Source organism: Shinella sp. (assembly GCF_052438155.1).
GTDB lineage: Bacteria > Pseudomonadota > Alphaproteobacteria > Rhizobiales > Rhizobiaceae > Shinella.
Genome location: NZ_JBQVPI010000012.1, coordinates 74360 through 97894 on the forward strand (window position 1 = coordinate 74360; position 23535 = coordinate 97894).

Annotated in this window: 30 protein-coding genes and 3 pseudogenes; 4 read left to right on the forward strand and 29 right to left on the reverse strand. The window is 61.2% G+C overall.

The genetic code is table 11. The features are described from left to right. Positions 1 to 6: 6 nt before the first annotated feature. From ACT6VE_RS20875 to ACT6VE_RS20905, 7 genes are read right to left on the reverse strand one after another with little or no spacing between them, the layout of a single operon-like run. On the reverse strand, positions 7 to 642 hold the full coding sequence (locus ACT6VE_RS20875; protein ID WP_444800357.1) for a phage tail tape measure protein: 636 nt from the start codon (positions 640 to 642) through the stop codon (positions 7 to 9). A 3-nt stretch (positions 643 to 645) separates the two neighbouring features. Then, entirely contained in the window at positions 646 to 849 is a 204-nt protein-coding gene (locus ACT6VE_RS20880) for a rcc01693 family protein (RefSeq protein WP_444800358.1), read from the reverse strand. Further along, positions 846 to 1208, reverse strand: coding sequence for a gene transfer agent family protein (locus ACT6VE_RS20885; protein ID WP_444800359.1), 363 nt, complete (start codon positions 1206 to 1208; stop codon positions 846 to 848). Before ACT6VE_RS20885 ends, ACT6VE_RS20880 begins: the two co-directional genes overlap by 4 nt. Next, positions 1208 to 1615, reverse strand: coding sequence for a phage major tail protein, TP901-1 family (locus ACT6VE_RS20890; RefSeq protein ID WP_444800360.1), 408 nt, complete (start codon positions 1613 to 1615; stop codon positions 1208 to 1210). The genes ACT6VE_RS20885 and ACT6VE_RS20890 overlap by 1 nt, the downstream gene beginning before the upstream one ends. Positions 1616 to 1642: 27 nt before the next feature. Beyond that, on the reverse strand, positions 1643 to 2050 hold the full coding sequence (locus ACT6VE_RS20895) for a DUF3168 domain-containing protein (RefSeq protein ID WP_444800361.1): 408 nt from the start codon (positions 2048 to 2050) through the stop codon (positions 1643 to 1645). Then, complete coding sequence (locus tag ACT6VE_RS20900; RefSeq protein ID WP_444800362.1) at positions 2047 to 2379, reverse strand: phage head closure protein; 333 nt, start codon at positions 2377 to 2379, stop codon at positions 2047 to 2049. Before ACT6VE_RS20900 ends, ACT6VE_RS20895 begins: the two co-directional genes overlap by 4 nt. Beyond that, the gene (locus ACT6VE_RS20905) at positions 2379 to 2948 is read right to left on the reverse strand and encodes a head-tail connector protein (protein WP_444800363.1); all 570 of its coding nucleotides are present in this window, start codon (positions 2946 to 2948) and stop codon (positions 2379 to 2381) included. The genes ACT6VE_RS20900 and ACT6VE_RS20905 overlap by 1 nt, the downstream gene beginning before the upstream one ends. Before the next feature lie 112 nt (positions 2949 to 3060). Between ACT6VE_RS20905 and ACT6VE_RS20910 the strand changes: the two are divergent. After that, a pseudogene (locus tag ACT6VE_RS20910) lies at positions 3061 to 3180 on the forward strand (endonuclease domain-containing protein); the annotation flags it as partial. 29 nt (positions 3181 to 3209) lie between these two features. Here ACT6VE_RS20910 and ACT6VE_RS20915 read toward each other — a convergent pair. The 10 genes and pseudogenes from ACT6VE_RS20915 to ACT6VE_RS20960 form a co-directional block, all read right to left on the reverse strand. Next, positions 3210 to 4460 (reverse strand): phage major capsid protein, encoded by a 1251-nt coding sequence (locus ACT6VE_RS20915; protein ID WP_444800364.1) that lies wholly within the window; start codon positions 4458 to 4460, stop codon positions 3210 to 3212. A gap of 17 nt (positions 4461 to 4477) precedes the next feature. After that, the gene (locus ACT6VE_RS20920) at positions 4478 to 5035 is read right to left on the reverse strand and encodes an HK97 family phage prohead protease (protein ID WP_444800365.1); all 558 of its coding nucleotides are present in this window, start codon (positions 5033 to 5035) and stop codon (positions 4478 to 4480) included. 40 nt (positions 5036 to 5075) lie between these two features. Continuing rightward, positions 5076 to 5384 carry a DUF6107 family protein gene (locus ACT6VE_RS20925; protein ID WP_444800366.1) on the reverse strand — a complete coding sequence of 103 codons (309 nt, stop codon included), beginning with the start codon at positions 5382 to 5384 and terminating at the stop codon, positions 5076 to 5078. 362 nt (positions 5385 to 5746) lie between these two features. After that, the gene (locus tag ACT6VE_RS20930; RefSeq protein WP_444800367.1) at positions 5747 to 6910 is read right to left on the reverse strand and encodes a phage portal protein; all 1164 of its coding nucleotides are present in this window, start codon (positions 6908 to 6910) and stop codon (positions 5747 to 5749) included. A gap of 101 nt (positions 6911 to 7011) precedes the next feature. Beyond that, positions 7012 to 7389, reverse strand: a complete 378-nt coding sequence (locus ACT6VE_RS20935; protein ID WP_444800368.1) for a hypothetical protein — start codon at positions 7387 to 7389, stop codon at positions 7012 to 7014. 2 nt (positions 7390 to 7391) lie between these two features. Continuing rightward, on the reverse strand, positions 7392 to 8015 hold the full coding sequence (locus ACT6VE_RS20940; protein WP_444800369.1) for a glycoside hydrolase family 19 protein: 624 nt from the start codon (positions 8013 to 8015) through the stop codon (positions 7392 to 7394). A 208-nt stretch (positions 8016 to 8223) separates the two neighbouring features. Then, positions 8224 to 8358 (reverse strand): annotated as a pseudogene (locus ACT6VE_RS20945) (DNA-packaging protein); the annotation flags it as partial. Between the two features lie 10 nt (positions 8359 to 8368). Beyond that, complete coding sequence (locus ACT6VE_RS20950) at positions 8369 to 9475, reverse strand: tyrosine-type recombinase/integrase (protein ID WP_444800370.1); 1107 nt, start codon at positions 9473 to 9475, stop codon at positions 8369 to 8371. A 228-nt stretch (positions 9476 to 9703) separates the two neighbouring features. Next, a complete protein-coding gene (locus ACT6VE_RS20955; protein ID WP_444800371.1) occupies positions 9704 to 9964 on the reverse strand; it encodes a hypothetical protein in 261 nt (86 codons plus the stop codon). 41 nt (positions 9965 to 10005) lie between these two features. Continuing rightward, positions 10006 to 10200: an Arc family DNA-binding protein gene (locus ACT6VE_RS20960; RefSeq protein ID WP_444800372.1), complete on the reverse strand. Its 195-nt coding sequence runs from the start codon at positions 10198 to 10200 to the stop codon at positions 10006 to 10008. A gap of 118 nt (positions 10201 to 10318) precedes the next feature. Here ACT6VE_RS20960 and ACT6VE_RS20965 point away from each other — a divergent pair, with 118 nt between their 5' ends. Both ACT6VE_RS20965 and ACT6VE_RS20970 read left to right on the forward strand, forming a co-directional pair. Continuing rightward, entirely contained in the window at positions 10319 to 11152 is an 834-nt protein-coding gene (locus tag ACT6VE_RS20965) for an Arc family DNA-binding protein (protein WP_444800373.1), read from the forward strand. A gap of 2 nt (positions 11153 to 11154) precedes the next feature. Continuing rightward, entirely contained in the window at positions 11155 to 12018 is an 864-nt protein-coding gene (locus ACT6VE_RS20970; RefSeq protein ID WP_444800374.1) for a hypothetical protein, read from the forward strand. 197 nt (positions 12019 to 12215) lie between these two features. Here the strand turns inward: ACT6VE_RS20970 and ACT6VE_RS20975 are convergent, their stop codons facing one another. The 11 genes and pseudogenes from ACT6VE_RS20975 to ACT6VE_RS21025 form a co-directional block, all read right to left on the reverse strand. Further along, positions 12216 to 12686: a hypothetical protein gene (locus ACT6VE_RS20975; protein WP_444800375.1), complete on the reverse strand. Its 471-nt coding sequence runs from the start codon at positions 12684 to 12686 to the stop codon at positions 12216 to 12218. A 15-nt stretch (positions 12687 to 12701) separates the two neighbouring features. Further along, a complete protein-coding gene (locus tag ACT6VE_RS20980) occupies positions 12702 to 13031 on the reverse strand; it encodes an STAS-like domain-containing protein (RefSeq protein WP_444800376.1) in 330 nt (109 codons plus the stop codon). Further along, positions 13018 to 14088, reverse strand: a complete 1071-nt coding sequence (locus ACT6VE_RS20985; RefSeq protein ID WP_444800377.1) for a hypothetical protein — start codon at positions 14086 to 14088, stop codon at positions 13018 to 13020. The genes ACT6VE_RS20980 and ACT6VE_RS20985 overlap by 14 nt, the downstream gene beginning before the upstream one ends. 83 nt (positions 14089 to 14171) lie before the next feature. Next, positions 14172 to 16439 carry a phage tail tape measure protein gene (locus ACT6VE_RS20990; RefSeq protein WP_444800378.1) on the reverse strand — a complete coding sequence of 756 codons (2268 nt, stop codon included), beginning with the start codon at positions 16437 to 16439 and terminating at the stop codon, positions 14172 to 14174. After that, the gene (locus ACT6VE_RS20995) at positions 16439 to 16768 is read right to left on the reverse strand and encodes a phage tail assembly protein (RefSeq protein ID WP_444800379.1); all 330 of its coding nucleotides are present in this window, start codon (positions 16766 to 16768) and stop codon (positions 16439 to 16441) included. Before ACT6VE_RS20995 ends, ACT6VE_RS20990 begins: the two co-directional genes overlap by 1 nt. A 281-nt stretch (positions 16769 to 17049) precedes the next feature. Then, positions 17050 to 17598, reverse strand: coding sequence for a hypothetical protein (locus ACT6VE_RS21000; RefSeq protein ID WP_444800380.1), 549 nt, complete (start codon positions 17596 to 17598; stop codon positions 17050 to 17052). Then, complete coding sequence (locus ACT6VE_RS21005; RefSeq protein ID WP_444800381.1) at positions 17595 to 17990, reverse strand: hypothetical protein; 396 nt, start codon at positions 17988 to 17990, stop codon at positions 17595 to 17597. The genes ACT6VE_RS21000 and ACT6VE_RS21005 overlap by 4 nt, the downstream gene beginning before the upstream one ends. Positions 17991 to 18156: 166 nt before the next feature. Then, positions 18157 to 18645, reverse strand: coding sequence for a hypothetical protein (locus ACT6VE_RS21010; protein ID WP_444800382.1), 489 nt, complete (start codon positions 18643 to 18645; stop codon positions 18157 to 18159). Between the two features lie 271 nt (positions 18646 to 18916). Continuing rightward, the gene (locus ACT6VE_RS21015; RefSeq protein WP_444800383.1) at positions 18917 to 19387 is read right to left on the reverse strand and encodes a hypothetical protein; all 471 of its coding nucleotides are present in this window, start codon (positions 19385 to 19387) and stop codon (positions 18917 to 18919) included. 1005 nt (positions 19388 to 20392) lie between these two features. Beyond that, positions 20393 to 21502: pseudogene (locus ACT6VE_RS21020) on the reverse strand (DNA-packaging protein); the annotation flags it as partial. Between the two features lie 340 nt (positions 21503 to 21842). After that, positions 21843 to 22391 (reverse strand): hypothetical protein, encoded by a 549-nt coding sequence (locus tag ACT6VE_RS21025; RefSeq protein ID WP_444800384.1) that lies wholly within the window; start codon positions 22389 to 22391, stop codon positions 21843 to 21845. Between the two features lie 204 nt (positions 22392 to 22595). On the opposite strand from ACT6VE_RS21025, the gene ACT6VE_RS21030 reads away from it, so the two are divergent. Next, positions 22596 to 22928, forward strand: coding sequence for an MmcQ/YjbR family DNA-binding protein (locus ACT6VE_RS21030; RefSeq protein WP_444800385.1), 333 nt, complete (start codon positions 22596 to 22598; stop codon positions 22926 to 22928). A gap of 7 nt (positions 22929 to 22935) precedes the next feature. Here ACT6VE_RS21030 and ACT6VE_RS21035 read toward each other — a convergent pair whose 3' ends face one another. Continuing rightward, positions 22936 to 23418 carry a YcgN family cysteine cluster protein gene (locus ACT6VE_RS21035; protein ID WP_444800446.1) on the reverse strand — a complete coding sequence of 161 codons (483 nt, stop codon included), beginning with the start codon at positions 23416 to 23418 and terminating at the stop codon, positions 22936 to 22938. Between the last annotated feature and the right edge of the window lie 117 nt (positions 23419 to 23535).

The window sequence follows — 23535 nt, forward strand, 5'->3', positions numbered from 1 at the left end:
TGGTCCTCACAAGCTGCGCTGCCCGCGCCCGACGGCACGGGTCAGCATGGCGGCGATCTGGCCTTCCGACTTGCGGAAGCTTGCCGCGTCCTGCGCCGTCACGTTGAAGACGATGCGCGGCCCGCTACCGCCATCCGCCGCCGCCACGCCGAGCGCGCCGTCCGGCCCACGCTGCAACGGCAGGATCGCCTCCGCCCCCGCCTCGCCCATCAACCCGATGCCACCACCGCTGCCGAAATAGGTCGGCGCTGCGACCACGCCGCCCTTGGCGAAGGGCGTCACGCCGCTTCCGGCAAACAGCGAAAGACCACCCGTGGCGACAGACAGACCGCCGCCAGCAGTGGCGCCAGTGGCATCGCCGGAAAAGATGGATGTGGCACCGCCGAGCAACCCGGAAATACCGGAGGTCAAAAGCCCCTGAAGCGGCTTCAATCCCACCGAAAGCGCAATATCGCTCATGCGCAGCGCAAGACCGCGCAACACGCCGTCCAGCCCCTTGCCGTCCACGACCGCGCCCTTGAGCGCGTTCGTCAGCGCAGCACCAAAGGAGCGCGAGCGCAGGTCCAGGTCATCGAGGATCGTCGAAAGCTGTTCGGCATCCTGCAGCGTTCCGGAGAGAGGTTTGTCACCCGCATCCGCCATGGTTCACTCCTTGTCATCGGGGAAGGCGCGCATCAGCGCGTCGAAGGTTTTGCGCGCCGGCACCGCCGGAGACGGCCGGATCAGCCCCAGCGAGAAGCCGAGTTCGCGCGGCGTCAGCGCCCAGAAATCGTTTGCAGGAAGCCGCATGCGGCAGAGGCCGGCATGAAGCGCCGCTTCCCAGGGGAAGGCCGGCGCTTCGCCGCTCACACCGGATGCGGCAGCGGAGGGTTTTGCGTATCCGCCTCGCTGCCCGCGCCGAAGGTTGCCTCAAGCAGTGCGGCTGCGATCCGTGCAAAACCCGCCAGCCCATCGGCCACCGCCATGCCTGCAACCTCCTCGTCGGTCAGCAGGTTGCCACCGCCGCGCAACCCTGCACCGATGATGCGGATCAGGTCGTCGGCCTTCAACCGGCCGACGGAAAATCGCTCGGCGAGCCCCGCCAGGCTGTCGACGGCAAAGGCCGTCTCCAGTTCGGCAAGCGCGCCGAGCGTCAGGCACAGCACCCGCCGCTCGCCGTCGAGCACGCCCTCGATCTCGCCGCGGTGCCGGTTCGCCCGCGCGCCCATCACAGGGCCTCGAAGGCGAGTTGCCCGGCCGATTCCAGCGCGATCTCGAACACGACCTCGCCGTCATGGGCACCGGAATATTCGAGCGCCGCGATCTGGAACGGCCCGAATACCGTGCCGAAATTCGGAATGACGAGTTGCCAGTCAACGATCGTGCCTGCGAAGAACAGCGAACGCACCAGCGTATCGGAGGCCTGGTTCTTGAAAATCCCGGTGCCGCTCACCGCCGCGCGCTGCACGCCGGCGCCGCCGAGCAATTCCCGCCAGCGCCCCGCCGAATCCCCGTCCGTCACGTCGACGAGCTGGGCATTGAACGACAGCCGCTTCGACCGCAGCCCCGCAACCGTCGTAAAGCTCGCTCCGTTGTCGACCTTGAGCAGCAGGTCACGCCCCTTCTGTGCCACCATGGCGAAATCCTTTCCATGAGATTGAGGTTAGCTGTCCGGCTCCGTCACCGCCCGGAACCGCATTTCCGCCCGGTGGAAGCGGGATTTCCCGTCGCGCCGAAGCTGGGTGTCGCTATGAAAGAGCAGCACGAGGTGGTGGCCGGGAAGCGTGAGCGCCGCATCATGCAACGCCGACCGCACCGCCGCAGCGATCGCCTGCACCTGCCTGTGCCCCGCCGCCTCGGACCAAGCCTCCAGCGTCACGGTGTGCTCCTCGCCCGGCTCGCTCGCCGTCGAATGGTCCAGGCTGTCGATGCCCGCGATCACCACCAGCGGCGCAGCCGGTTCGGTGAGCCGACGGTCCGTGACGCCGCTGGCGCCGACAAGCGCCGTCAACGCCGCATCCCCCGAAAGCCGGGCAAAGATTGCCTTCTGCAGGGCGGAAGCCGCGCTCATGATTTGATCTCCTCGCAGTCGCAGAGCGCGTAACGCCCCGCCTCATCCGGATCGCGAAAGGCACGGATCGCGAAAAGGCGCGTGCCCTTGCGCAGCCGCATGCCGCCGGCCAGATCATCCCGCCAGCGCAGCCAGATGCGGTGCGTCACCGTCACCGGCAAGGCGCCCGCCGCCTCGTCCGCCTTTGCGACGACCGGCTCGATGCGCGCCCACAGCGTCGCCAGCGCGGAAAAGCTCCGCGTGACGCCGCCCTGCCCGTCCGGCGTTTCTGCCGGCCGCTCCAGCACGAGCCGCGCCGAAAGCCTGCCGGGATCGATGATCCGCGCCATCAGAGCCTCCGCATGCAATGGGGGGCGATCAGCCGGTGGTAACCCTGCGGCACCGCGCCCGGCTGCTCGTCAAGGGCAAGCACACCCCGCAGTTCGAACATCGCTGCGACATGCAGCAGCAGCGCCCGCTTCAACGTATCCGGCACATCCGCGCCGCTCTCGCCGAAGCCGGCCGTGAAGTCGATCTCGATACCGTTGAGCGCCCGCATCGTCGCCGGCCGCTCCGGCAGCACCAGCCGCGCCGGCGGCGCCGCGCCGTCCAGCAGGTATCCGGCCACATCCGCCTCGACGGGATCGCCGAGTGCATCGTAAACCGTCACCATTTCAATGGTTTGCACCGGCCCCCTGGCAATCTGAATCACCTTGTTCTCGGGCCAGTCGTCGAGATAGAGCCGCAGCGGTCGCACGATCAGGCAAAGCCCCGTCTGCCCTTCCAGGTGTTCACGCGCCGCGCGGATCAGCGCCGCCAGCAGCGCATCCTCGTCACTCGTCTCAAGGCGCAAATGGGCCTTCGCCTCGGCAAGCGTGATCGGCTCCGCCAGCGGCGGCAACAGTTCGGCGATGGTCATGATCATCCTGTCCGATGGAGAAAGGGGTGCGGGCGCGGCCGGGAGGAAAACCGCGCCCGCGGCACCAGCGACAGGGAACGACCGCCGGTGCGAGGGGAAACTCAATGGAAGAGGTGCCCCCTCATCCGACCCTTCGGGCCACCTTCTCCCCGGCGGGGAGAAGGGAAACGAGAGGCCGCCGATCTTCCCCTTCTCCCCTCGGGGAGAAGGTGCCGGCAGGCGGATGAGGGGGGAACGTCCGTCGCGGGGAAAGCCGTTGCCTCAGCTCGCCGCGAACTTCACCAGCTTGATCGCCTCAAAATTCTGCACCCCACCGCCGACGCGCTTGGTCGTGTAGAACAGCACGTAGGGCTTGGCGGAATACGGGTCGCGCAGCACGCGCACGCCCGTGCGGTCGACGACGAGATAGCCGGAGCGGAAGTCGCCGAAGGCGATCGAAAAACTGTCCGCTGCCACGTCCGGCATGTCCTCGGCTTCCGCGATGGCAAAGCCGAGCAGCGAGGCCGACTGGCCGACTGAAGCCGGCGGGCGCCACAGGTAGTTGCCGTCCGCATCCTTGAACTTGCGGATCGCGCCCTGCGTCTTGCGGTTCATCACGAAGGTGCCGTTCTGCCGGTGCCCGGCCTTCAGCGCATAGATCGTGTCGAACAGCGTGTCGGATGGATTGCTCGCCTTGAAGGCGCCAGCGGCGCGCGTCGCGATGTAGCCGATATTGCCCCAGCTCCAGCTTGCCTCGGCAACGTTGGTGTAGCTGAGGAAGCCCTTCGGCTTGTTGGTGCCGTCACCGGAAACGAAGGCCGTGCCCTCCTGCTCGCCGAAGACGATGTCGATTTCCGAAGAAATCCAGCTTTCGACATCCACCGCCGCATCGTCGAGCAGTGCCGGGGTGGCGGCCGGCATGGCATAGAGTTCCATAGTCGGGAAAGAAAGTTCGGCAAGCTGCGCATTGCCGGTCTGCGGGCGTGCGGCGGTTTCCGCCACCCAGCCCGCCGCCATGCCGGTCGTCGCAAACGGCTTCTTCAGCACCGTGCCGGACACCTGGCGCACGGTCGCAAGCGCACGGATCGGCGAGGCGGCGGACAGCCGGCGGCCGATGTCGGTATCCGTTTCCGGCGGCACGAGGTAGCCGCCGTCAGCCGCCGAGCCGACCGACATGGCCTTGCTCTCCAGCGCCCGGAGTGCTGCGTCGTCGCCGCGGCGCATATAGGCGGAGAAGGCCGCCTTGTGCTCGGCCACCTCGAGATTGCCCTCGCCGCTGCCGCCGAGCGCCGGGCGCGCTCTCTTCAGCGCCAGCTGGTCGAGCACGCGCTTCTGCTCGTCCATCGCGCGGTTGATGCGGTCCACCTTGTCGCGCGTCACCACGTCGGCGGTCATCTTCTGCTCGATTTCACCGAGCCGGCGGTCGTTCGTCTCCTTGAAGACCTCGAAGGCCTCCATGAAGTCGTCGAAGGCAGCGGTCATGGTTTCCGGCACGGCCTTGATTTCCGGCGCGGTCTTCTGGATCTCCGTCATGTCTTCCTCTTCGGTTGTTAGCGTTTCATCATCCGGGCTGCCCGGCGCATGGTGCGCACGAGCTCCGTTTCCCGGTCGCGGAACCACCGCGCATTCTTCACGTTCGACACCCGCGCCGAGGGCAGCATGGGAAAGGTGACGACCGAGATTTCCCAGAGATCCGCCTCCAGGATGCGGCGCACGCCGCTCGCCCGGTCGGTCTTCGAGCGCACCGTCTGGAAGCCGATCGAAAGCCCGTCGAGCGCGCCGGACTTCATGAGGTTCAGCACCTCGCGGGCTCGCGCCACGCCGGGCGAAAGCACGCCCTCGACATAGAGGCCGCGCGCGTCCTCGCGGATCGCCCGCCAGCGGCCGATCGGCTCGGCCGGATCATGCTGGAAGAGCATGCGCACGCCGGCGGCCCCGCGCCTTTCCAGCGAGCGGACAAAGGCGCCGGGCGCGATCGCGTCCTTGCCGAGATCCACCTCGCCGAACAGGCTGGCATAGCCGGAAAACACCCCGTCACTGGCGACGCCGGACAGCGTCAGATCGGCATATTTCTTCGTCCGCCAGACCGGCAGGTCGTCGGTTGTCATGGAAGTCTCCGATGTGAATTGAGGAATTGCGCGGTCGCGGCTACTGCCGCATCCGGTCCGCCACCCGCGCCAGAACGCCGAGCCCCCACCAGGCCGAAAGGCTCGCCGCCGCCGATCCCGTCAGCAGCATCTCCGCCGGCCCGAGATAGCTGGCAATGCCGAGCCTGACCGCGATCCAGAGCCCTGCCGGGCCGCCGAAGACGAGACCGCAGGCCAGACCAGTCAGGAACCGGCAGGCCGCCTCGCGGCGGCTTTTCGGCAGGAGATAGATGAGCGAGACGGCAGCGCCCGCGGACGCGCCAAGCAATCGGGCCGTCCACAGCCCGCCATCGTTTCCGAAGTCAGCCATTGTTAAGCCTTTCAGTTTATTATGGAAATTCAGGTTTCCCGGCCACGGGCACCCAAAACTGCCGCCTCGCGCAGAGTCGGGCAGCGGCAATCTGCCTGTCTTTTGAATCGCTTGCGCCCTTCTGTTCAAAGACAGAGTCAGCCTCTTCACAAACCGATTCCGAAGATCGGCGCGATGATTCAGCGACACCTCACAGAGCGCTGTTCTTTCAGTCTTTTTTAACCGGTCCAGCCTGAAGCCGAGATCGTCCCTGACTATTTCGCGACTGTGACTTGACGCATCGACAGTGGTAAAAATAGGTGGTGCAACCGTCATGATGACGGCCAGCAGTCCGCTGCCGTCTAGGCTCGGGCTGCGTCCTGTCAGTAGCCGACGGCTCGCCGCTTCTCCTCATCGTTGAGAAACGCCGCCGCCCCCAACCGCGCCCACAGTTCGGACCGCTCCGCCTGGAGCCCGCTCACCTGATCGAGGTCCGGCACCAGACGCAGCGCCGTTTGCCCCTCCTCGGAAAGCCAGGTCGCAAAGGACGCCGCCGTGCGGGTCACCAGCGGCAGCACGGTCAACCGCCAGAAGGCCCGGTTGGCCTCCTGGTAATTGGCATAGGTCGCATCACCCGGAATGCCAATCAGCATGGGCGGCACGCCGAAGGCGAGCGCGATGTCGCGCGCTGCGCCATTCTTCGCCTCGACGAAGTCCATTTCGCGGGGCGACAGCCCCATTGCCTTCCAGTCCAGTCCGCCTTCGAGCAGCATCGGCCGCCCGGCCCGCACCGCGCCGGAATAGCCCTCCTCCAGCTCCGCCTTCAGGCGATCGTATTGGTCGGGCGTCAGGTTGCCGCCCTCCTTCGGCTGGTAGACCAGCGCACCTGAAGGCCGCGCCGAGTTGTCGAGCAGCGCCTTGTTCCAGATCGCCGCCGCGTTGGAGAGGTCGAGCGCCATCGAGGCGGCTTCGAGCGGCGCAAAACCCAGCCGGTCGTCGAGCGGATGAAACAGCCGCAGATGCAGCACCGCCTGCCCTTCGCCCCCGGCCCCGTCGCCGACGACATGCCGGCGCACATGATTGCCCGTGCGATATTCATAGGCCTCCGGCCAGCCATCCCGCCCCTCGACGATGCGCACCCGGTCGGGCCGCAGCAGATGTAGCTCCCGCAGGTCCTCCCCCACCCGCACCCCTTCGACGAAGGCATTGCCGGATAGCAGGAGGTGCCCATACAGCGTCTCGAAAAAATCCATGCCCGCCATGCGCCCGTTCGGCCGGGCGAGAAGTGCCAGCCGGAAATCCTCCGGCCGCTCTGTCTCGCCCTCATAGGCAAGCCAGGGCACCGAGCCGGCAGCCTCCGCGATCATGCGCACCGCACGGTGCGCCACCGGGTTCTTCATGAACCCTTCGCGGGCAAGCGACGCGTAGGCGCGGCTCGACCAGTGCGCCCGGCCCTCGGCCGCCAGCGTGAGCACACCCGATGCCTTGGTTTCGGGCACGGCAGAAACCCCGGCGCGCCGCCAGGGCAGGAAAGATGAAAATCGCATAAGTGCATCCTGTTTCAGCCCACCGTCGCGTCAGGCGCCGGTGGGCGGGGAAAGGTCAGGCCGTGAATGTTTGTGACACGCCGAAAACAGGCACTTGCCCGTCATCCGCCCTCGGCTTCGCAGGTCCCGACCATCGAGCCGAGGCCTTCTGCGTGGAAGACGCTACCGTGCACGACGCCGGACACAGGCTCATTTCCGGCTTCCTTGAACTCCAGCTTGAAGATCCGGTATGGGGCGTCGTCCCATTGTCCCTTGGCTTCGCTCATGACGAGCGATCCCTCGACACAGCCCGAGCCCCGGCAGAAGGTGCCGTGCTTGGCCGTGAAATCCAGCCGCAGGTCCGCCGGCATGGTGTTTTGCTCACAGTCGCGCGTGCAGTCATAGATGACCTGCGCGCGGCAATTCAGGATTGCCGGTCCATCGGCAGCGGAGGCCGCACCTGCTGCCAGCCCGGCGAGAACAAGAAGAAACCCACGCATCCTCAACCCCCAATTGTGTAGCTGATGGCGCCATAGTAGCTCTTGGCATAGCTGGCGACGAGATCCGCCCTTTCGAGCCCGTTTATGATTTTCCGCGCATTTCTCCATTCTTCCTTCGTGGGGGAAAAAAAGTCACCGAGCTTTTTCCCGGTGAAGCTGCCCTTCCTCATGCCTTTGAGCATGATCTTGACGGCAGTCTGGAGATCCATCGCCAGCGTCGGATCGGCCACAAGATCGATGCCGAGTTCCGTCGACATCTTCTCGTAGTTCGATTTGTGGGTCAGTTGCACCAATCCGCGCCCAAGCCAGCTTCTGCCCCTGCTGTCCTTGTGCCAGTAGGGTGTCGAAACCCATGGCAGCCTGCCCGCGTTGAAGGCCCTGTCCAGAATGGCGATGGCCTTGTCATCGGTGCTGGCGAAGGTTTCGCGTACAGCCTGCATGGTACGACCGGTTTCGTGATGCGCAGTGCCCAGCATATAGGCGAGCCAGCGATCATCCGCGTCCGGCATTTCAGCTTCCCACTTGTCGAGGATAGCCGTCAGCCCATCGACCTGGGACTGCCTCAGGCTTCCATCGAAGAGTACGGCCCGCGCCTGATTGAAGAAAAACGTCCTGTTGATTCCCATTTCACCCTCCCCTGGCCTGCTTGAGGCCACGACACAGCTATCGGTGACGCCTGATGGCGTACCGGTCGGAAACTTCCTGAACTGCCTGCGGATGCCTGGAACAGCCGAAGTGAATACCGCACTTCAGCATTCGCGTACTCAACCACGGAATGCCCAAAAATGCATCCAGAAAATGCAATCGGGCATCGAATCCAACCCTCGGCGGCCCTCAAATCCCCCGCACCCGCGGTTCGCCCTGCCGGTCGAGCACAAGCGCCGTCAGCGCCCAGACGAGCGCGTCGAGCCGATCCGGCGAGCGGCCGGCGGAGAGCCCGTCCGGCCCGAAGTCGCACATTTCATCTTCTTCACCCTAACTATTTGATATCGTTCAATTTAGGATTTGCAGTTTTCCGGCGTTTTACAGTTTTGGCGTTTCGCTCGTTGCGCAGGAGCGTTGCCAGAGCCGCTTTGCCGCTTTGCTTACGGTCGGCAAAACGGCAGTATCGCTCTATCGTTGCGAGCGACATTCCGACGATATCGCCAATCTGCCCGATCTCCAGACCGGCCCTCCGGAGGCGTATGACGGCCGTGCAGCGCAGGCCGTGAAGCGTCACACCTGCCAGTTCGGGTATTGTGTCGCGGATGTCTTTGAAGTGCCGGGAGAAGAGCTTCCGCGTATACGGCTTGCCTGCGCCCCGTCCCTCCTCCTGCTTAAGGAACGGTCCCGGCGCGGCCATGTCCCACGTCTGCATCTCCTTCGCCAGCTCTGGAAGTATCGGACAATAGATGTCCCTGCCCTTCTTGAGGGTCGTCAGGGAGAAGCCCTCGTCGTCGATATGCTCCGGTCCCACCCTCACCGCATCGCTGCCACGCATGCCGGTATGCTGATAGAGGATCACACCGCGCCGGATGACGCCGGTCAATTTCTTGTCGGCCGCTTCAAGCTGCTCTGGCGTCCACGGCTTGTGCCCGCCTTCCGTTTTTCGTGGGGAGATCCCCTCTGTGAGATTGATGGCTATGAATTCGTTCAGCTTCGCCCATTTCGAGAAACTACGCATGGTCGACAGAAAATTGTTTGCAGCAGCTGGACGATCGGCCATCCCATTTATAATGGCCTGCACATGGACCGGCTTCAGACCACGAGGCGAAAGGCTTCCCCAAGCGGATCTGGCGATCCGAGAGGACTGCTCATAGAAGGTAATTGTGGTTGCGGTCACCTCGTCGGCCGCACGCAACTGCATAAGCCATTCGTCAAGCACGGAAATGAACGTATCGGCTGGCACCGCAACGGAAGACCCGCGATGCTGATGAATCGCAGCCCAGAACTGAGGGCTATGCGGATCTCGTGGCAAAGGAAGACGCGGGCCAGGGCTTTGTGAACCCCGGCCCGTCTGGAAGTAGAAGTATTCCCGGCCTCGCGCCACGACACGGTGCACGTTCTTCGGAAGGCTAACGCTAGCCTTTTCGCGCCGACGTCGCATGGACAGCCCCCACCATGTAAGGATCGTCAGTCGCGGCGGCCAGGCTGTCGGCAACGCCCCCAAGTGCACGCTGGATGTCACCCCAGCGCCAGCGAACCGAGGAACCGAGCCTTATCGGTTTCGGCAGAATGCCGCGATCCACCATTTCTCGGATCGTTGATTCCGAGAGATCCAATTCCCGCGCCAGCGAGGCGCAGGAAAGATATGACGGCGGCCGAGAATGAACGATTATTCCAGACATACCCGCCCCTCCTCCCCGCGCGCTCCCTGTACAGCGGCAATATAATTCAGCGCCTCGACGAGGCAGTCGGAGCCACTGTTCAACACGCAAATGAAGGCGTTGGCGTCATCTTTGGCGAGCGTTTCGGCCGCGATCTCCACGAGCCGGAAATAGTTCTGCGCCATGTCGATGCTGGCGGCTGCGTTGGACAGCCCCGCGAAGGCAGCACTTGCATGTACGGCCGGTTCTGGTTTATGCTTTTTCTGCATTTTGATACCTTTCAGGTGCAGAAAAAGCCGACGCTGGTTTACTAGGCCCGTGCGTCGGCTTTTTTCGTTTCATCGACGCCATAGGCGCGGTTTAGCTGAAAAACGATCTCAGCGTTCATCGAACGGCAATGATGCGCCGCCTCCCTTTTGATCCGATCACGCATCCCGTCCGGAAGGCGCACGATGTACTGTTCCTGTCGACCGCTCGGATAGCGCTCCCGCTTCGCCTGACTCATGTTATCCGTCCTCTAAGAATCATAGTTGCGACTTGCACCCATGAAATTTGACATACGCGAGCAATGGGTGCAAGTCGCAACCATTGAAAAAATAGGTGCGACTTGCAATCACTTGAGAATGGATCACGAAAACAGGTACCCAAGCCAGTTAGCCGAGCGTTTTCAAATTCGCCTTCCAGACGGAATGCGTGATGAGATCCGCATTGCCGCCGACCTGAGCGGACGCTCGATGAACGCCGAAATCATCCAGCGGCTGAAGAGCACGCTCGAATCGCCTCCGATGAACAGGCTGTATCTCGATCTTCCTGACGAGCTGGAAAAAGAAATGTCACTCGACGCGCTTGCCCGTCACGTCGACATGGGCGACCGCGCAATCGAGATCCTTTCCAACGCCTATAGCGCCGCGCCGCAAGGGTTTGCTCAGAAACTCAATAGGCTGGAAGACGAGATCGTCAGAAACGCCGATCTCACCGAACTGGCGTCGGACCTGAAGAAACAGCTAGAGCGGGATTTTGTGCTCTATTACGGCAAGGTCACGCAAATCAGCCAGTTCATCAACCACTTGCTCGCATCGGCCGGCGACACCCTCCCCGCCGATCTCCGCAAATCCGCACAGGATCTTCAGGCCCTGAGCGAGGCAGAATTGAGTACCCTTCGCCACCGGTATGAAGACGGCCTCTTTTGGGTTCAGCGCCGCGAAAATGAAGCGCGAAACGCGCGGGACATCGCCGCAACCGACTCTTCGCAGCCCGCCTGGGACGATATTGCACGCAACGCGCACGACCTGGCACACCAGCTGAGCCAAGTGCACGCCAGCAAGGCGGCCGGCGTGGATCTCGATGCAGCGGCACTCCATAAAATTGCACGCATGGCTTCTGACCTCGTTACGGAAATGAATGCATTCAACGGGACGGAAGCCGCGCCCGAGTCGAGAGCCAGAGGGCAGAAGTAACTATGGAAGACAAAAATGTAATCGAAGAGGAGGCCGCAAGCGAACTTACGCTAAGGGAATTCCTTGAGGGGGTACATCCTTCGATTAGGAAAACAGCCACCAATGTTTGGACGAATACTACAAGGAACGGGCGCCCAACCGGCATACGAAGATTGAAGTGGCCCGCCCTACGACTGCATTGTCAAACATGCTCGGGTGAGAGGACCTTCCGCTCCAGCAATCTGACTTCCGTCCAAAGCGACCAAGAAAAAGTAAACGCGCACCCAGAATTTACTTGCGGAGACTGCAAAGAAGAAACAAAGATATTTTCCCTGCATATAGTCCTTGAAAAATCCTACAGCGGACAAGTGTATAAGTATGGAGAAATCCCTCCTTTCGGCATTCCTGTGGCGAATAGAGTGATCCGTCTATTCGGCGGAACAGACGCGAAACTTTTCCTTAAAGGAAGACAGTGCGAAAATCTTGGATATGGGATAGCCGCTTATGCTTATTATCGTCGAGTAGTAGAAAACCACAAGAATGATCTATTCAAAGAGATCATTAAAGTTTGCGAGACCGTCAACGCCGACGGCAACATCATTGTTGAACTCAAAGCGGCTATGGACGAAATATCCTTCAGCAAATCACTGGATCTTATAAAGACGGCGCTGCCGCAGGGCTTGCTGATAAACGGACACAACCCTCTGTCGGCTCTGCACGGCGCACTTAGCATTGGCCTCCATTCTGAAAGTGATGAGGATTGCCTTGCAGCCGCCGCTGCCGTTAGATTGGTCTTGACTGATCTGGTCGAGAAAATCGCGTTGCTGAAGCAGGATAATCGGGAGCTCAATAGCGCCGTTCAACTCTTGCTCTCCAAGAGAGCCTAGGCCGCATCGCGACAAATGTTTCACGTTTTACCAATGCTGTAACAGCCTGAAAAACCTTCGTTATATTTTGTCGCGGAGGGACGCTAACGGTCCCCTTCGGGGCCCGTTTTTGCCGGGATCAAGCCGCCCTGCGGGCTCGCCATCGCCCAAAAAATCGTTTCTGCTGAAAACATTTTCGCTAATAATCTTTTTGGCGATCAAGCGAGCCACGGCCGCCTGGTCTTGCGGCGACCAGCTTTTGCTTGATGCACCAATCCGTGAACTGCAATAAATATCTCAGTCAGGCGCCCGGGTTCGGCCTCGCGATCTGGCTCGCCAAAATCTCCACCAGTCGCCGCCGTAAACAGGTAGTGGACCTTTACGTCGCAGTCCCATTTGATTTGGCCGGTGAATAGCGTCGACACCAGTTCAGCGATGTTGTGCTGTTGGGCGATCATCTGGGAGCGGAGAATTTGATCCTCCACCCCCAAATCTTCAGCACTCTTGACCCAGAAACGTTCGGATAGCTCGCCCAGGGAACGAGCCGCCGCGATCAGATCTAGAACATCTGCATCGCGTTGTTCTTCCGCCGTTTTGCTCCGCTGAAACAACGTTTCAACGTACTTGGAACCAAAATTGGCTATGAATGCGCCGATGCCGGCAAGCAAAATCGTCCAAACGGCTTCCATCTAACCACGCACGAATTAGTGAGTCACAGTTGCCGGTTTCGTCGCATCAACGAACTTCCAGATCATACCCTCGTAGGTCTTGAAGGCACCATTTGCCTTGAACTTCAAAAGTTGGCGCAGCTGATCCTGACGGAATCCACGGCGCACAAGCCCTCCGAATGCCTCTTCCAAGAAGGACGAGGAGTATCCGGCCGTACCGTCGAGCACGATCTCAAGCTGCTCCTGCTTCTCTATCGCGGGCACAAGATAATCGTCGCGGAATTCTTCGCCGCTTCCTTTTCCGTGCTTTCGATAGCGCCCACCGGGGTACTTCGTAAAATCGTCAGCGATGCTAATGGTCTTCATCGTGATCTTCCTGACTACGGAACACGTCTGCGCTGACATTCCATTCAATGAGGGTACCTCCGATCGAACGGTCATGATCGCGCGCTTCAATGGTTTCATCGGCATGATACACTATTTCTCCTCGGCCGCTCAAGATTCGGAGATAGCCATCCGGCGAACCGGTTACCACTTCACTCATGCGCTGGAGACCTAACCCCCTATGGTCCTCGCCTGTCCGCGTTCGCCCGACCTCCAGTGCCGCTTTCAGCATGACTGAATCATTGGGAAACATGTCACCGAATGCTGACGATATACGGGCTCTCACATGCTCGTAAAAGGTCGCGGACGGCAAAGTGTGAGGAATGCCCGCGCCCTGATCGAACACGAAAAAGCGTAAAGCTGCCCGCTTCATATCCAAACAGCCAGCGGCCCACCAGCGATGCCCCGCGAACGCATGTCGCGGGACATAGTCCGCTGGATATGCATGAGCAATCGCGTTCTCTGCCGCTTCCATAAGGCCAGCAAACATCTCCGGATTATTCGTAAACCCATCCAGAACGCTGCGAAACCTCTCCTGGACCATCGCAATTTTCTCACCGTCGGTTGTTTGCCCGGACATCAGGCGAGCGAGGGTAAAATTATCCTCGCCAATCTCGTCAGTAACCGGCTTGATATCCAGCAGCTCAAAAACACCCAAATCCGACAGAAGGTTCCGTACGGTCGGAGCCCATAAATGCGATTCTCTTACTCTAAGCCCCACGTTCCTCATGAGTTTCCAACGATGGAACTCCGCCGCCAGTACGATGGCGACGGGCACCGACAGAGTTTTGATCGGTTTTAGATCGATATAGAGACGTTGAAGTCGCGAGCGGCGCACAAGCACCGCGTCTCTGAACTCGTCAAGGAACGCGACAGTAGGTCCAAAAGCCTGCTGGAAACTCAGAACCTCCGGAGCAGAAACGCGGATTTCTTCGCCTGGTGGTTGGCGCACCCTTCCCTTACGCCGAAGACGCCGCTTCCAACGTTTCTTCCCAACTGCGACAATCCTTGCAAATCTCGACGGCGCAACTCGCTTCATTTTTCAACTTTTTGCCAAACACCCTCGGGTGACTAAACTCTAGCGAGTTCTCGGGTGTCTATGCAAGAGAGTCGGAAAATGTGTCAGGCATCGGCCCAACTGATGTCAGCCTGGATGCCTGACATTTCTGATTTCACCCGATCCCGTATAACGTTGGCTACCTGCCGACCAATTTCATGCGGGTCCGCATTCGTGGTCGCATGAACGACGACATTGATGGGGGCGAGGATCGGCGTCGGGTTCATCACCTTCACGCTCTGCACGCCAGACGGCAGGGTGGTGACGGAACCGAGGATCTTCACCTCTTTCGGCGTGAGATCCACCGGAGCCGATTTATCTAGGCCGTCGAGAATCCCCCTGCCGCTACCCTTCATCGCTTCGGGTGTGGCGCTTTTCTCGGATGTTCCAGAAGGGCGAAGATCGATTCCATTATGCTCCCTGAAGGAAAAGCCATCATCCGCAGCCTTTCCGAACAAGAATTGTAGCCAATCAATAGGAGGGGCACGGTAGTCGCTCACCTCTTCCTGAATGCTCTTCTGAAGTTCAACAAGAGAACGCTGACGCATCATGTCAACCAGCTCGTCTGTCGCCATCGCACGACCTTGGCCATAATTGGCGAGGTCTTTGTAGCGCCAACCGAGATCTCGATTTTCCCTTGTGGGTTTGCCCTCAGGTATCGGGACGTTGCTGGTGAGTTTAGGGAACCCTTTCCTAGTAGGCCTACCTTTCTCATCGACAAGCTGCCCTGTCGGGTCGATAGCGTCCGGAAACTTCGACACACCAAGACGCCCCATATTTTGGCGTCCTGTCGATGTCTTTGCACGCCCCTCGCTGTACTGCTCCCAAAGATTGAGAGCACGCTCCATCTGGTTGAGCCTGTCATACACGGTGCGGAACTTCCCTTCGCCGAGGGATTGCGTGTCTTCCTTGAACATCCCATCGGAGACGATATCGCCGTGGCTCAGCTTACTCTGTAGCTCGTCTTCCGAGAGGTTCCTGTTCTCTGGTTTTCGACGAAGGATCGCACGATATCGACGCCGATGCTCCTCACGATTGCTCTCCAGGAACTCACCCTGCATTCGCCGCCCCTCGGCGCGTGCCTGCGCCGCAGTGATTGTTCGAGTGACATCTTCAAGAACGGGATTTACAGCGTCCGCAACGCCCGCCCCTACCTGCGTGGTGAACTGGCCCCATAGCGTAGAAAGCCGTTGGATCTTCGCCGCAGAATCCTCTGCGATCTGATTGAAATCCTTCAACGCCGATCCCTCGACGTTGCCGAGAGCGCGCGTGAACTGCTCCATTTGCCCACGCCCCATCATGAGCGCGCGAATGCCCTTCTGCATCTCGGCATCCGTGAAGAGCTGTGTCAGCTTCGACAGGTCACCCTTGGTCGCGACGGTGGTCATGTCGAGGAAGACGTCCAGCACGTCGCGCCCTTCGCGCTTCGCCTTGTCGAGGGCCTTGGGCAGGTCCACCCCGAACTTCTTGAACTTTTTGGCCGTCTCCTCCGAATACATTTTCTGAAAGACGTTGCCGAGATAGGTCGCAGCCTCGGCGCTACTACCCGCCTGGTTGCGCACGACCTGCAGCATGGCAACGATCTTCTGCATGCCCTCCGTGCCCTCATAACCGAGTGCGGAGAACGCCGGCAGCAACGACGGCAGGTACTGCGCCATGTCCTTCAGCTCGAATTTGCCCGCCTTTCCGCCTGCAACGAGGATGTCGAAAGCCCGCTGCATGTCCGATGCGCCGATCTTCATCGATCCGGCAAGCGCATCGGCCGACAAGGCAATATCCGAGATCGCCGCGCCGGAGGCCTGTGCCGTCATAGCGACGGAAGGCAGGAACGCCATCGAATCGTCGAGGCTTCGACCGGACGCCACCAGCGTCTCAAGCCCGCTCGACACGTCCTCGAAGCTCATGGCCGTATCCTGCGCGACATTCTGCAGCTTCACGATCGTCGGCCCGACAATGCTCGCGCTCTTGTCGGCGTTAAGGGCAATCCTCCCGATCTGTCGCTCCACCCCGGCAAACTCGGAATAGCTTTTCGCGGCGGCATAGCCGAGTGCCGTCGTCGCGATAGCTGCGCCATTCAGTGCCATGCTCATGGATCTATGCCGGCGATCCGCAAGCGCCTGGCGCTCGTGCTCCAGCTGCATGGCTTCGCGGTCGCGGGCCAACTGTAAGGCGTCTTCAGCTTTATCGACACGAGACAGACGGGAATTGCGGCGGGCAAGCGCCAGATTACGCTCCGCACGCTCGATCTCCGTAAGGGAGCGCTTCACGCCGCGCGCGCCGGCCGAAGTGTCGTCTTTGAGCGAAACGACAAGGTTTGCTGAGAGCTTTCCCATCAGGCATCAATCCCCTTTTCGATGAAAGGAGGAAGGACATCCCGAAAGACCTGGTGGACGGCTGCACTGTCAATCCACTTCAGCGCCTTGATTTCCGCATGACTGAGGCGTGTCAGCCGCGCCAGCAGATCACGCAACGTCGGTAGGGTGCCGGACACATAGTCATCAATGTCGCCCGTATCGGGAAGATGAATGGTTACAACGCGCAGCCATTTGCCGTTGACCTTGAAAGGATAGGCCAGCGTCACATGCCGGTTTCCCGGCGCGTTCGCAGGGCGCTCTTCAATTCGCGGCGCACTCGACTCCATAGATGCTTCCAATCTGCTCATAGCGGATCCTCACTTATCGCCAGCGGCTGCGCGGCGTGTTGCGAAAGCGGATTTCGCAATGGCATCCCAGGTCTTGGTCCCTGCAGTGTTTTTCACCAACTGGCGGCCCGGCCTCTCTTCGATGATGGCGACAGCGTCATAAATCGACGGAGCTGGGAGCGCCTTACCGCCGCGACGTTCGTTAAGCACATGCGCCGCCAGCCTCTCAAAGCCCTTCCCATCACGCGCGTTGAACCTTGCCTTCGCCAGAAGCTGGCGACGAATGAGCCGAGGGTTTTCCGTCATGGTAGAACCTTATCGTGAGCGAGCACTGCGCGAGGATCGGCGGCGGCGCGGCGCTGGATTGGGAAATTGGCGGCCTCTGCTGCTCGAATGAGGCTTTCCTCGGCAAGTTCGATGTCGAGGATATCGCGATCGAACGCTCTCAGACGCTCCTCACGTTCGCTTTCGGTCAACCCAACAGCGTTGGCGTGCGCCTCTTTGATACCACTCGCCATTCGCTCCCGGATGAGGTCATCGAGATAGGCAAAAGCGATATCGCTATAACCGGCGTTTGGTTCGCGGTAAGACGGTGGGGACTGCATAAACGCCTTCGGCCCCGGCGCCCGCTCGCCTGCCAATCTCGTCAAACGATCCAGGTATTTGTCGAGCCTCTGGAGCGATGTCTCGATATCTACAGGCGCGTTTGACGCAGCACGCCGCCGCTCCTGCACCTCCAGCAACTGCGAACGGATCTCTTCGACGCCTCTGGCGATATCACGGGCGGCGGATCGCGCCGATGCCAGCGAGGTTGCCACCTTCTGTTTTAGGTTGGCACTATTCGCACTCATTCAAGTACCTCCGCGATGAAGTTCTTGCACCGATGATAGAGGCCGTTTGCAGCTGTGCCGACCTCCTGAGCCTTGCTTTGGGCGGCAAGGTTGTCGGCAAGGCTTTGCTCGACTTCTCTGAGCTCAACGCTTAAAGCCCTTTCTTCCTCCCGCTGCTGCGTAGTCATTTCCGGCGTACGCCCCCCGCCTGCCGGCGTCGAGACGCCGTCGCCAAATCCAAGCGGCCGCTGGCGATCCTGCACGTTGCGCAGTACATGCTGAAGATTCTCCTTTTTTCGAGAAAGGTCCAAGTGCTCACGGCTCAGTCGCTGCGCATCGGCAATCGCCGTCTTCAGAACCTGATCGAGAACCTTCATGCGGCTTAAATCCATCGTATGAGGCATGTCCAACATCAGCTTTCCCTCTTGAGAGCGCGGGCTCCCCGTCAGCAAGAGCCCGCGCCTGTACGACGGGTAGTCATCCCATCGTTTTGAACTGCTCCCCCAAGGAGAACGGGAGCGCAGGATCAAGGCTCTCCTGCCGAAAGGGAAATTCAAAGGCCTCTTGAATTTCCCGACATCACTCGGAGAGTATTTTTGCGAACATTTTCGCGCCTGGTATCGAAACTCCGAGCGTCAGGACCCGCCACCAAGTGGCCGCTGGTTCAGCGGCCGGTGCGCTCGGCGCATCGCTTTCGCGGGGCCACCGGGTTGTTGTGTACCGCTTCGCACTCATCGCCATGATCGCACCGGCTGCGGTTGGCGACAGGTTCTGCCAGTCTAGCGATGTCTGGTGCAGTCTCCGCAGAAGCATGTTGCGCCGATCGAGGCGGTCGGCTTTTTCGGCCGGCACCCCGCCCCACGCCTTCAGCCCAAGCGACTTGTCGAGTGACCGGCACCCAAAATCCAGCCAGTCTTCAATGCCATCTGCGATGAGTGCTGCAGCGTCCGGGGATATCGCCTTCCCATCTCGCAAGTGTGCATGGAGCTGGCGAAGCGCTGCGACGGGTGAAATACGCTGATCCCGCGCCAGCGCTTTCTCCGCAGTCTTGCATCGAGCATTCGTCATGCCGAGCCCAACGACCCGGGCAAATGCCTGCGGAGATCTTGAAAGACGAAGCGTTTCACCAACCCGACAAGAAAAGAAACCAACCAAGCCAGGGTTGTCAACCGCGTCAACCCCGTCAACTGCAGCGTCAACCGCGTCAACCGCGTCAACCCAATATTTTCGCCCCAAAATCCGACGGGATCTCGGGCCGTTCTACGCCCGAAGGCGCTGAAAGCGGGGTACGGTCCCTTGACCCCGGGGGGGTGGGCCGGCATCAGGTGAGGCTGCGCGATCATTGAGCGTCCTCACCCCAATACCGCGCCGCGATGTCATTGAACCAGATGATCTGTTTCGCCGTCATCGTGAATCGTGAGCCATCACTCTCAGCTTGCGCAGTGATGTTTTCGATGAAGTTTCGCTCTTTGGCGCTTAAGCGCACGCAATCGAGAATGGTGTTGCCCTGCGAAAGGATCTCTGGCGCGCACATAGGCTTGCGCTCAGTGATCTCAGGCACCACGGGCGGATCGCGATAGACGATCTTTTCTTGGACAACGACGCGGTCGCGATAAACCACTTTCTCGACAATGCGGATTTCAGGTGCCAGACCGAGAGCCGCCCCAAGTTCGTGGAATGAGCATCCAGCGTGTTCCAGCGTGCGACGAATGGCGCCTGCAGCAGCCAACACCTCGCCGGCTTTATCACTCGAAAGCAAAAGCAGGAGTTTCCGCAGCCTTATCAGATCACTTGCACGTAGCTTGGACATAGGCGTGAACTCGTCGCAGGCCTACCTCTGTCCCGGCGCTGATCGGCGCAACCAGTCCGTCCAAGTCTCTCCGAAACGTGGACGGCGAGCACTACCGCTGCGTGCATGCGCTCTGTCGCCGGCCCCACACTCCCTTTCAAAAGCCGATTTTTCCGTTTCCCCACCCTCAAACAGAGAGGTTTTTATCGGAGTCTCTGAAGTGCTCAAACGTTTGAACCCTATGGCGCGAAGTATCCAGTCTCGCCAAACGCTAGAAATGATCTTGAAGATGTTGGTGAGGTTTTTGCCCGAGTTCTGCGGCCGCTCACGAACCGAAATATGAGCAAGCGACCTCGCCTTGCGGATCGCATTCTGAACCGACGTGCGTTTGACGCCGGCAATCTTCGCGATCTCCGAAAGGCACAGGTCACAGAAACCTCGCTGCTTACACCTGTCTGCGATGACAGATAGAGCAGCGCGTTCCGCCTCCGTGTAGCAGTTCCGAATATCAGCGGGCATACTGCCCGAGCCGCCCCAATTGCGGCGGCGGGAAACCTCATTCGCGCGTTCCTCTGGCGTCGGTCTGGGCCGTACCCGGTTGACGAGGCGCTTTAAGGCGCTGGTCGTAGCGTGATTTTTATGCGGTGGCCTCGCCGGCATTGTCGCCTTGCCGGTCTCGTATCGCTCGTCGGATGAACGCGCTGAGCGCGCCACAACCCGACTGCGAAGCAACGCGTCGGATACAGGGATGCTCGTCATTTGGAGCACTCCGCGTGGCGGAGCTTCGCAAGTCGGAGCGCCTCAGAGGCGGAAACGTCATCGAGATTGTAGGCCTGCCTGAGGTAGGGGATGATGGGGCGGGGGCAGTCGCCAAGATGTGTAGTGAGCCACTCGACCGCCCTTTCAAATGGCGACCTATCCGTTTTGCAGTCGCCTACGATGTTCTGGCGATGTTCACGGTTTCCCGACCTCACATTGGAAAACGCAAGTAGCTGTTTTCGCAACATATACCCGCGTTGCGATAGTTTCGCACATCTGGTCTTCCAGTTCAGGAAAGGCGCTCGCATGCCCCACCCGCCCCTGCTCGTAGAGCGCGGCAACCGGCTCGGCGCGCAAAAATTTGCCGCGCGTTGCCCGCACCGTCGAAACCGGCAGGTTGGCATCGACGCTTTTCAGCATCGCCGTCACCATGTCGCCGCCCTGGTTCACCTCGGCGACCACCCGGTCGGCATCGAACCGCCTGAACGCGCGCACCACCGCGCCCGCCCAGCCCGCCGGGCTGGCACCCGTCACCGAGCAATCGGCCAAAACCACACCGCGCCCCGTCCCGTCCATGCCCGCCACGACGATGCCGCAGACCGAAGCCGCGGATGCCGTCGCTGGCGGATCGACCGCCACGACGATGCGTGACAGCGGCCCCGGGTTTTTCAGCCGGACCGCCTCCAGCCGCGCCCGGTTCCATAGTGCATCCTCGCGGTCGGCGATAAGCTCGCCGTCCAGTTCCTGCCGACCCAGCCGCGTGCCGCCGTAGCGGTCGGCCATGGCGGTCAGGAAGCCCGGCGACAGGTTTTTCGCATTGTCCTGCGTGCTGATGCGCCGCACCTGCGTCCGCGGATCGTCCGACAGCGCCCGCAGCAGCGGCACCGGCCGCGGCGTCGTCGTCACCAGCACGCGCGGATCGTCACCCAGGCGCAGGCCGAACTGCAGCATGTCCCAGGTCTCCTGCGCATGTTTCCATTTGCCGACTTCGTCGCACCAGGCGAGATGGAACTGTGGTCCGCGCAGGCTTTCCGGATCCTCCGACGAAAAGATCTGCCCGATCGATCCGTTCGGCCAGACGAGCCTTCGGCGCGACGCCTCGAATTCCGGCCGCACTCGCCCCGCAATCCGGCAGATGCCGGAAACGCCGTCGATCATGACCTCACGCCCGTCGCCCAGCGTTTCCGCCACGAGCGCGATGCGAATATCCGGCTGCGCCAAAGCCATCGCATGCACCCATTCCGCCCCGGCCCGCGTCTTGCCGGAACCGCGCCCACCCATCAGCAGCCACACCCGCCAGTCGCCAGGCGGCGGCATCTGCGCCAGCCGGCTTTGAAATTTCCAGCGGTTGAGGCCGGCCCGGCGGGTCGGCAACACCCTCGCCGCCGTCTCCGGCCGGCCGCCTGCCGATTGGTTCCCAGCATCTACCGCCACGCATGGCCGCCCCCCCTCCCCATCGATCGACGTCGAGGGTGTTTCGGCCGTTTCCACGTCCCCCTTTTCCCCGCCTTCGGAAAGAAGGTCCCGGCAGGGGGATGAGGGGCAGTTTCCATCGGCAAGACCGACATTCCGACTATCGATCCCGGCTTCCAGCGCATCGGCTTTCTCTCGCAACTCCTGCCAGCCCCGCTTTTCGTCGATCATTGTGAAGCCCGCGGCCGCTGTTGCAGCAATCTTCTTGATCTTCCGGTCAAGCGCCTTGCCCAACCGCCGATCGTTACGGCCCACTTTCTGCGCGCGCGGCAGCATCGCCACCAGGCCCGCTTTCCCGCATCCAGTCTTCCTTGGCGGCATGCAACCGTTCCTTCACCCGCGCCTCGACAAGCCGCTCGAACTCGTCCGCCAGCGCCGCCTCGTCATCCGGCTCGCCGCGCGCCGCTTCCGCCTCGACGCGTTCGTTGATCAGCGTACGCTGCAGACTGTCGATCTTTTCCAGCGTGCGCACGATCAGCGAAACCGCCTCGATCGCCGCCTTGGCGTCGGTCTGCGCAAGCTTGCGCGCCGCATCGTCCTCGGCCCCGTCGGCATCCCGCTCGGCCGCCACCTTCTGGCTCTGGAAGCGCTGGAACCGCTCGCGCAGCTCCTTCGTCATTTCGAGCAGCATCGCCTGCATGTCGAGAAACGGGTCAAGCGGCGCCTGCGCCTTGGTGTCGAGCACCAGCGCAGCACCGCCCGCAAACATCTCCCGCCGCCCCGCCAGCCCATCATAAACCGCCGGCTCCGGCGAGACGCCGAAAAGCCCGATATCGATCGTCATCGCATCCATGGCAAAACCCGCAAATGAAAAGGCGCCCGGTCCGAGGAGCCGCGCGCCTGTCAATAAATTCCTATCAATCGACCACCACTGAGCCAACCGCCCGCAGCTTTCCGACTATGCCATAACCCTATCAAACCACCGTGACGCCGTCAAGGATTATTTTCCTATTTCGCCAAAACTTTTATACCGACCGGAAAAATGCTATCGTAGGGAATGAAATCAGACGATCTCATCACAATTGCGCTCGGCATGCCGGAAGCGCAGGAGAGTGCGCATTTCGGCAAGCGCGACTTCCGGGTGGGCGAGAAGATTTTCATGTCGCTGCCGCAGTCGGGCCGCGCAGTGTTGAAGCTGACGCCGGGCCAGCAGGCGATGGTCGTCGAAACCGATCCGGGGCTGTGCGCGCCGGTGCCGGGCGGCTGGGGCCTCAAGGGCTGGACGTCGGTCTATTTCGACAGCGCGGACGGCGAGCGCGTGCGCGACCTGATCGGCACCGCCTGGCGCAACGTGGCGCCGAAGAAACTTGTCGCCGCCAGCCTGCACTGACGCCGCCCTATTTGCCCTCGCCCACCTCCATGGGCCAGGTCACGAGATAGTCCTCGTAGTCGTCGGTATCGATGCCCTCTTCGCTGATCGTGCGCCCACGGGCCGAAATGCCGGCCTGGTGCACGGTGTCCGGGTCACCGGAAACCAGCGGGTGCCACCAGTAGAGGTCGTGGCCGTCGCGCACGAGGCGGTAGCCGCAGGTCGGCGGCAGCCAGCTGATCGTATCGACGCTCTCCACCGTCAGCCGGATACAGTCGGGCACGGTCGCCTGGCGGTTTTCGTAGTCCGAGCAGCGACAGCTCTCGCCGTCGAGCAGCACGCAGCGGATCGACGTCCAGGCGATTTCGCCGGTGTCCCAGTCTTCCAGCTTGTTGAGACAACAGAGCCCGCAGCCATCGCACAGGCTTTCCCACTCCGTGTCGTTCATTTCGGCAAGCGACTTCGTCTTCCAGAAAGGCAGATCGCCGGGCTTTTCCGCATTGTTGCTCATCATGTCCGACCCCTGAACCCCTCGGGGCCAAAGGTCAAGGGCTGTGGCCGCTAACCGTTTCCCGCAAATTCCGTTCTGTCGCCTTCAAAAGACTGATATCGTCCCTGAATAAACCGG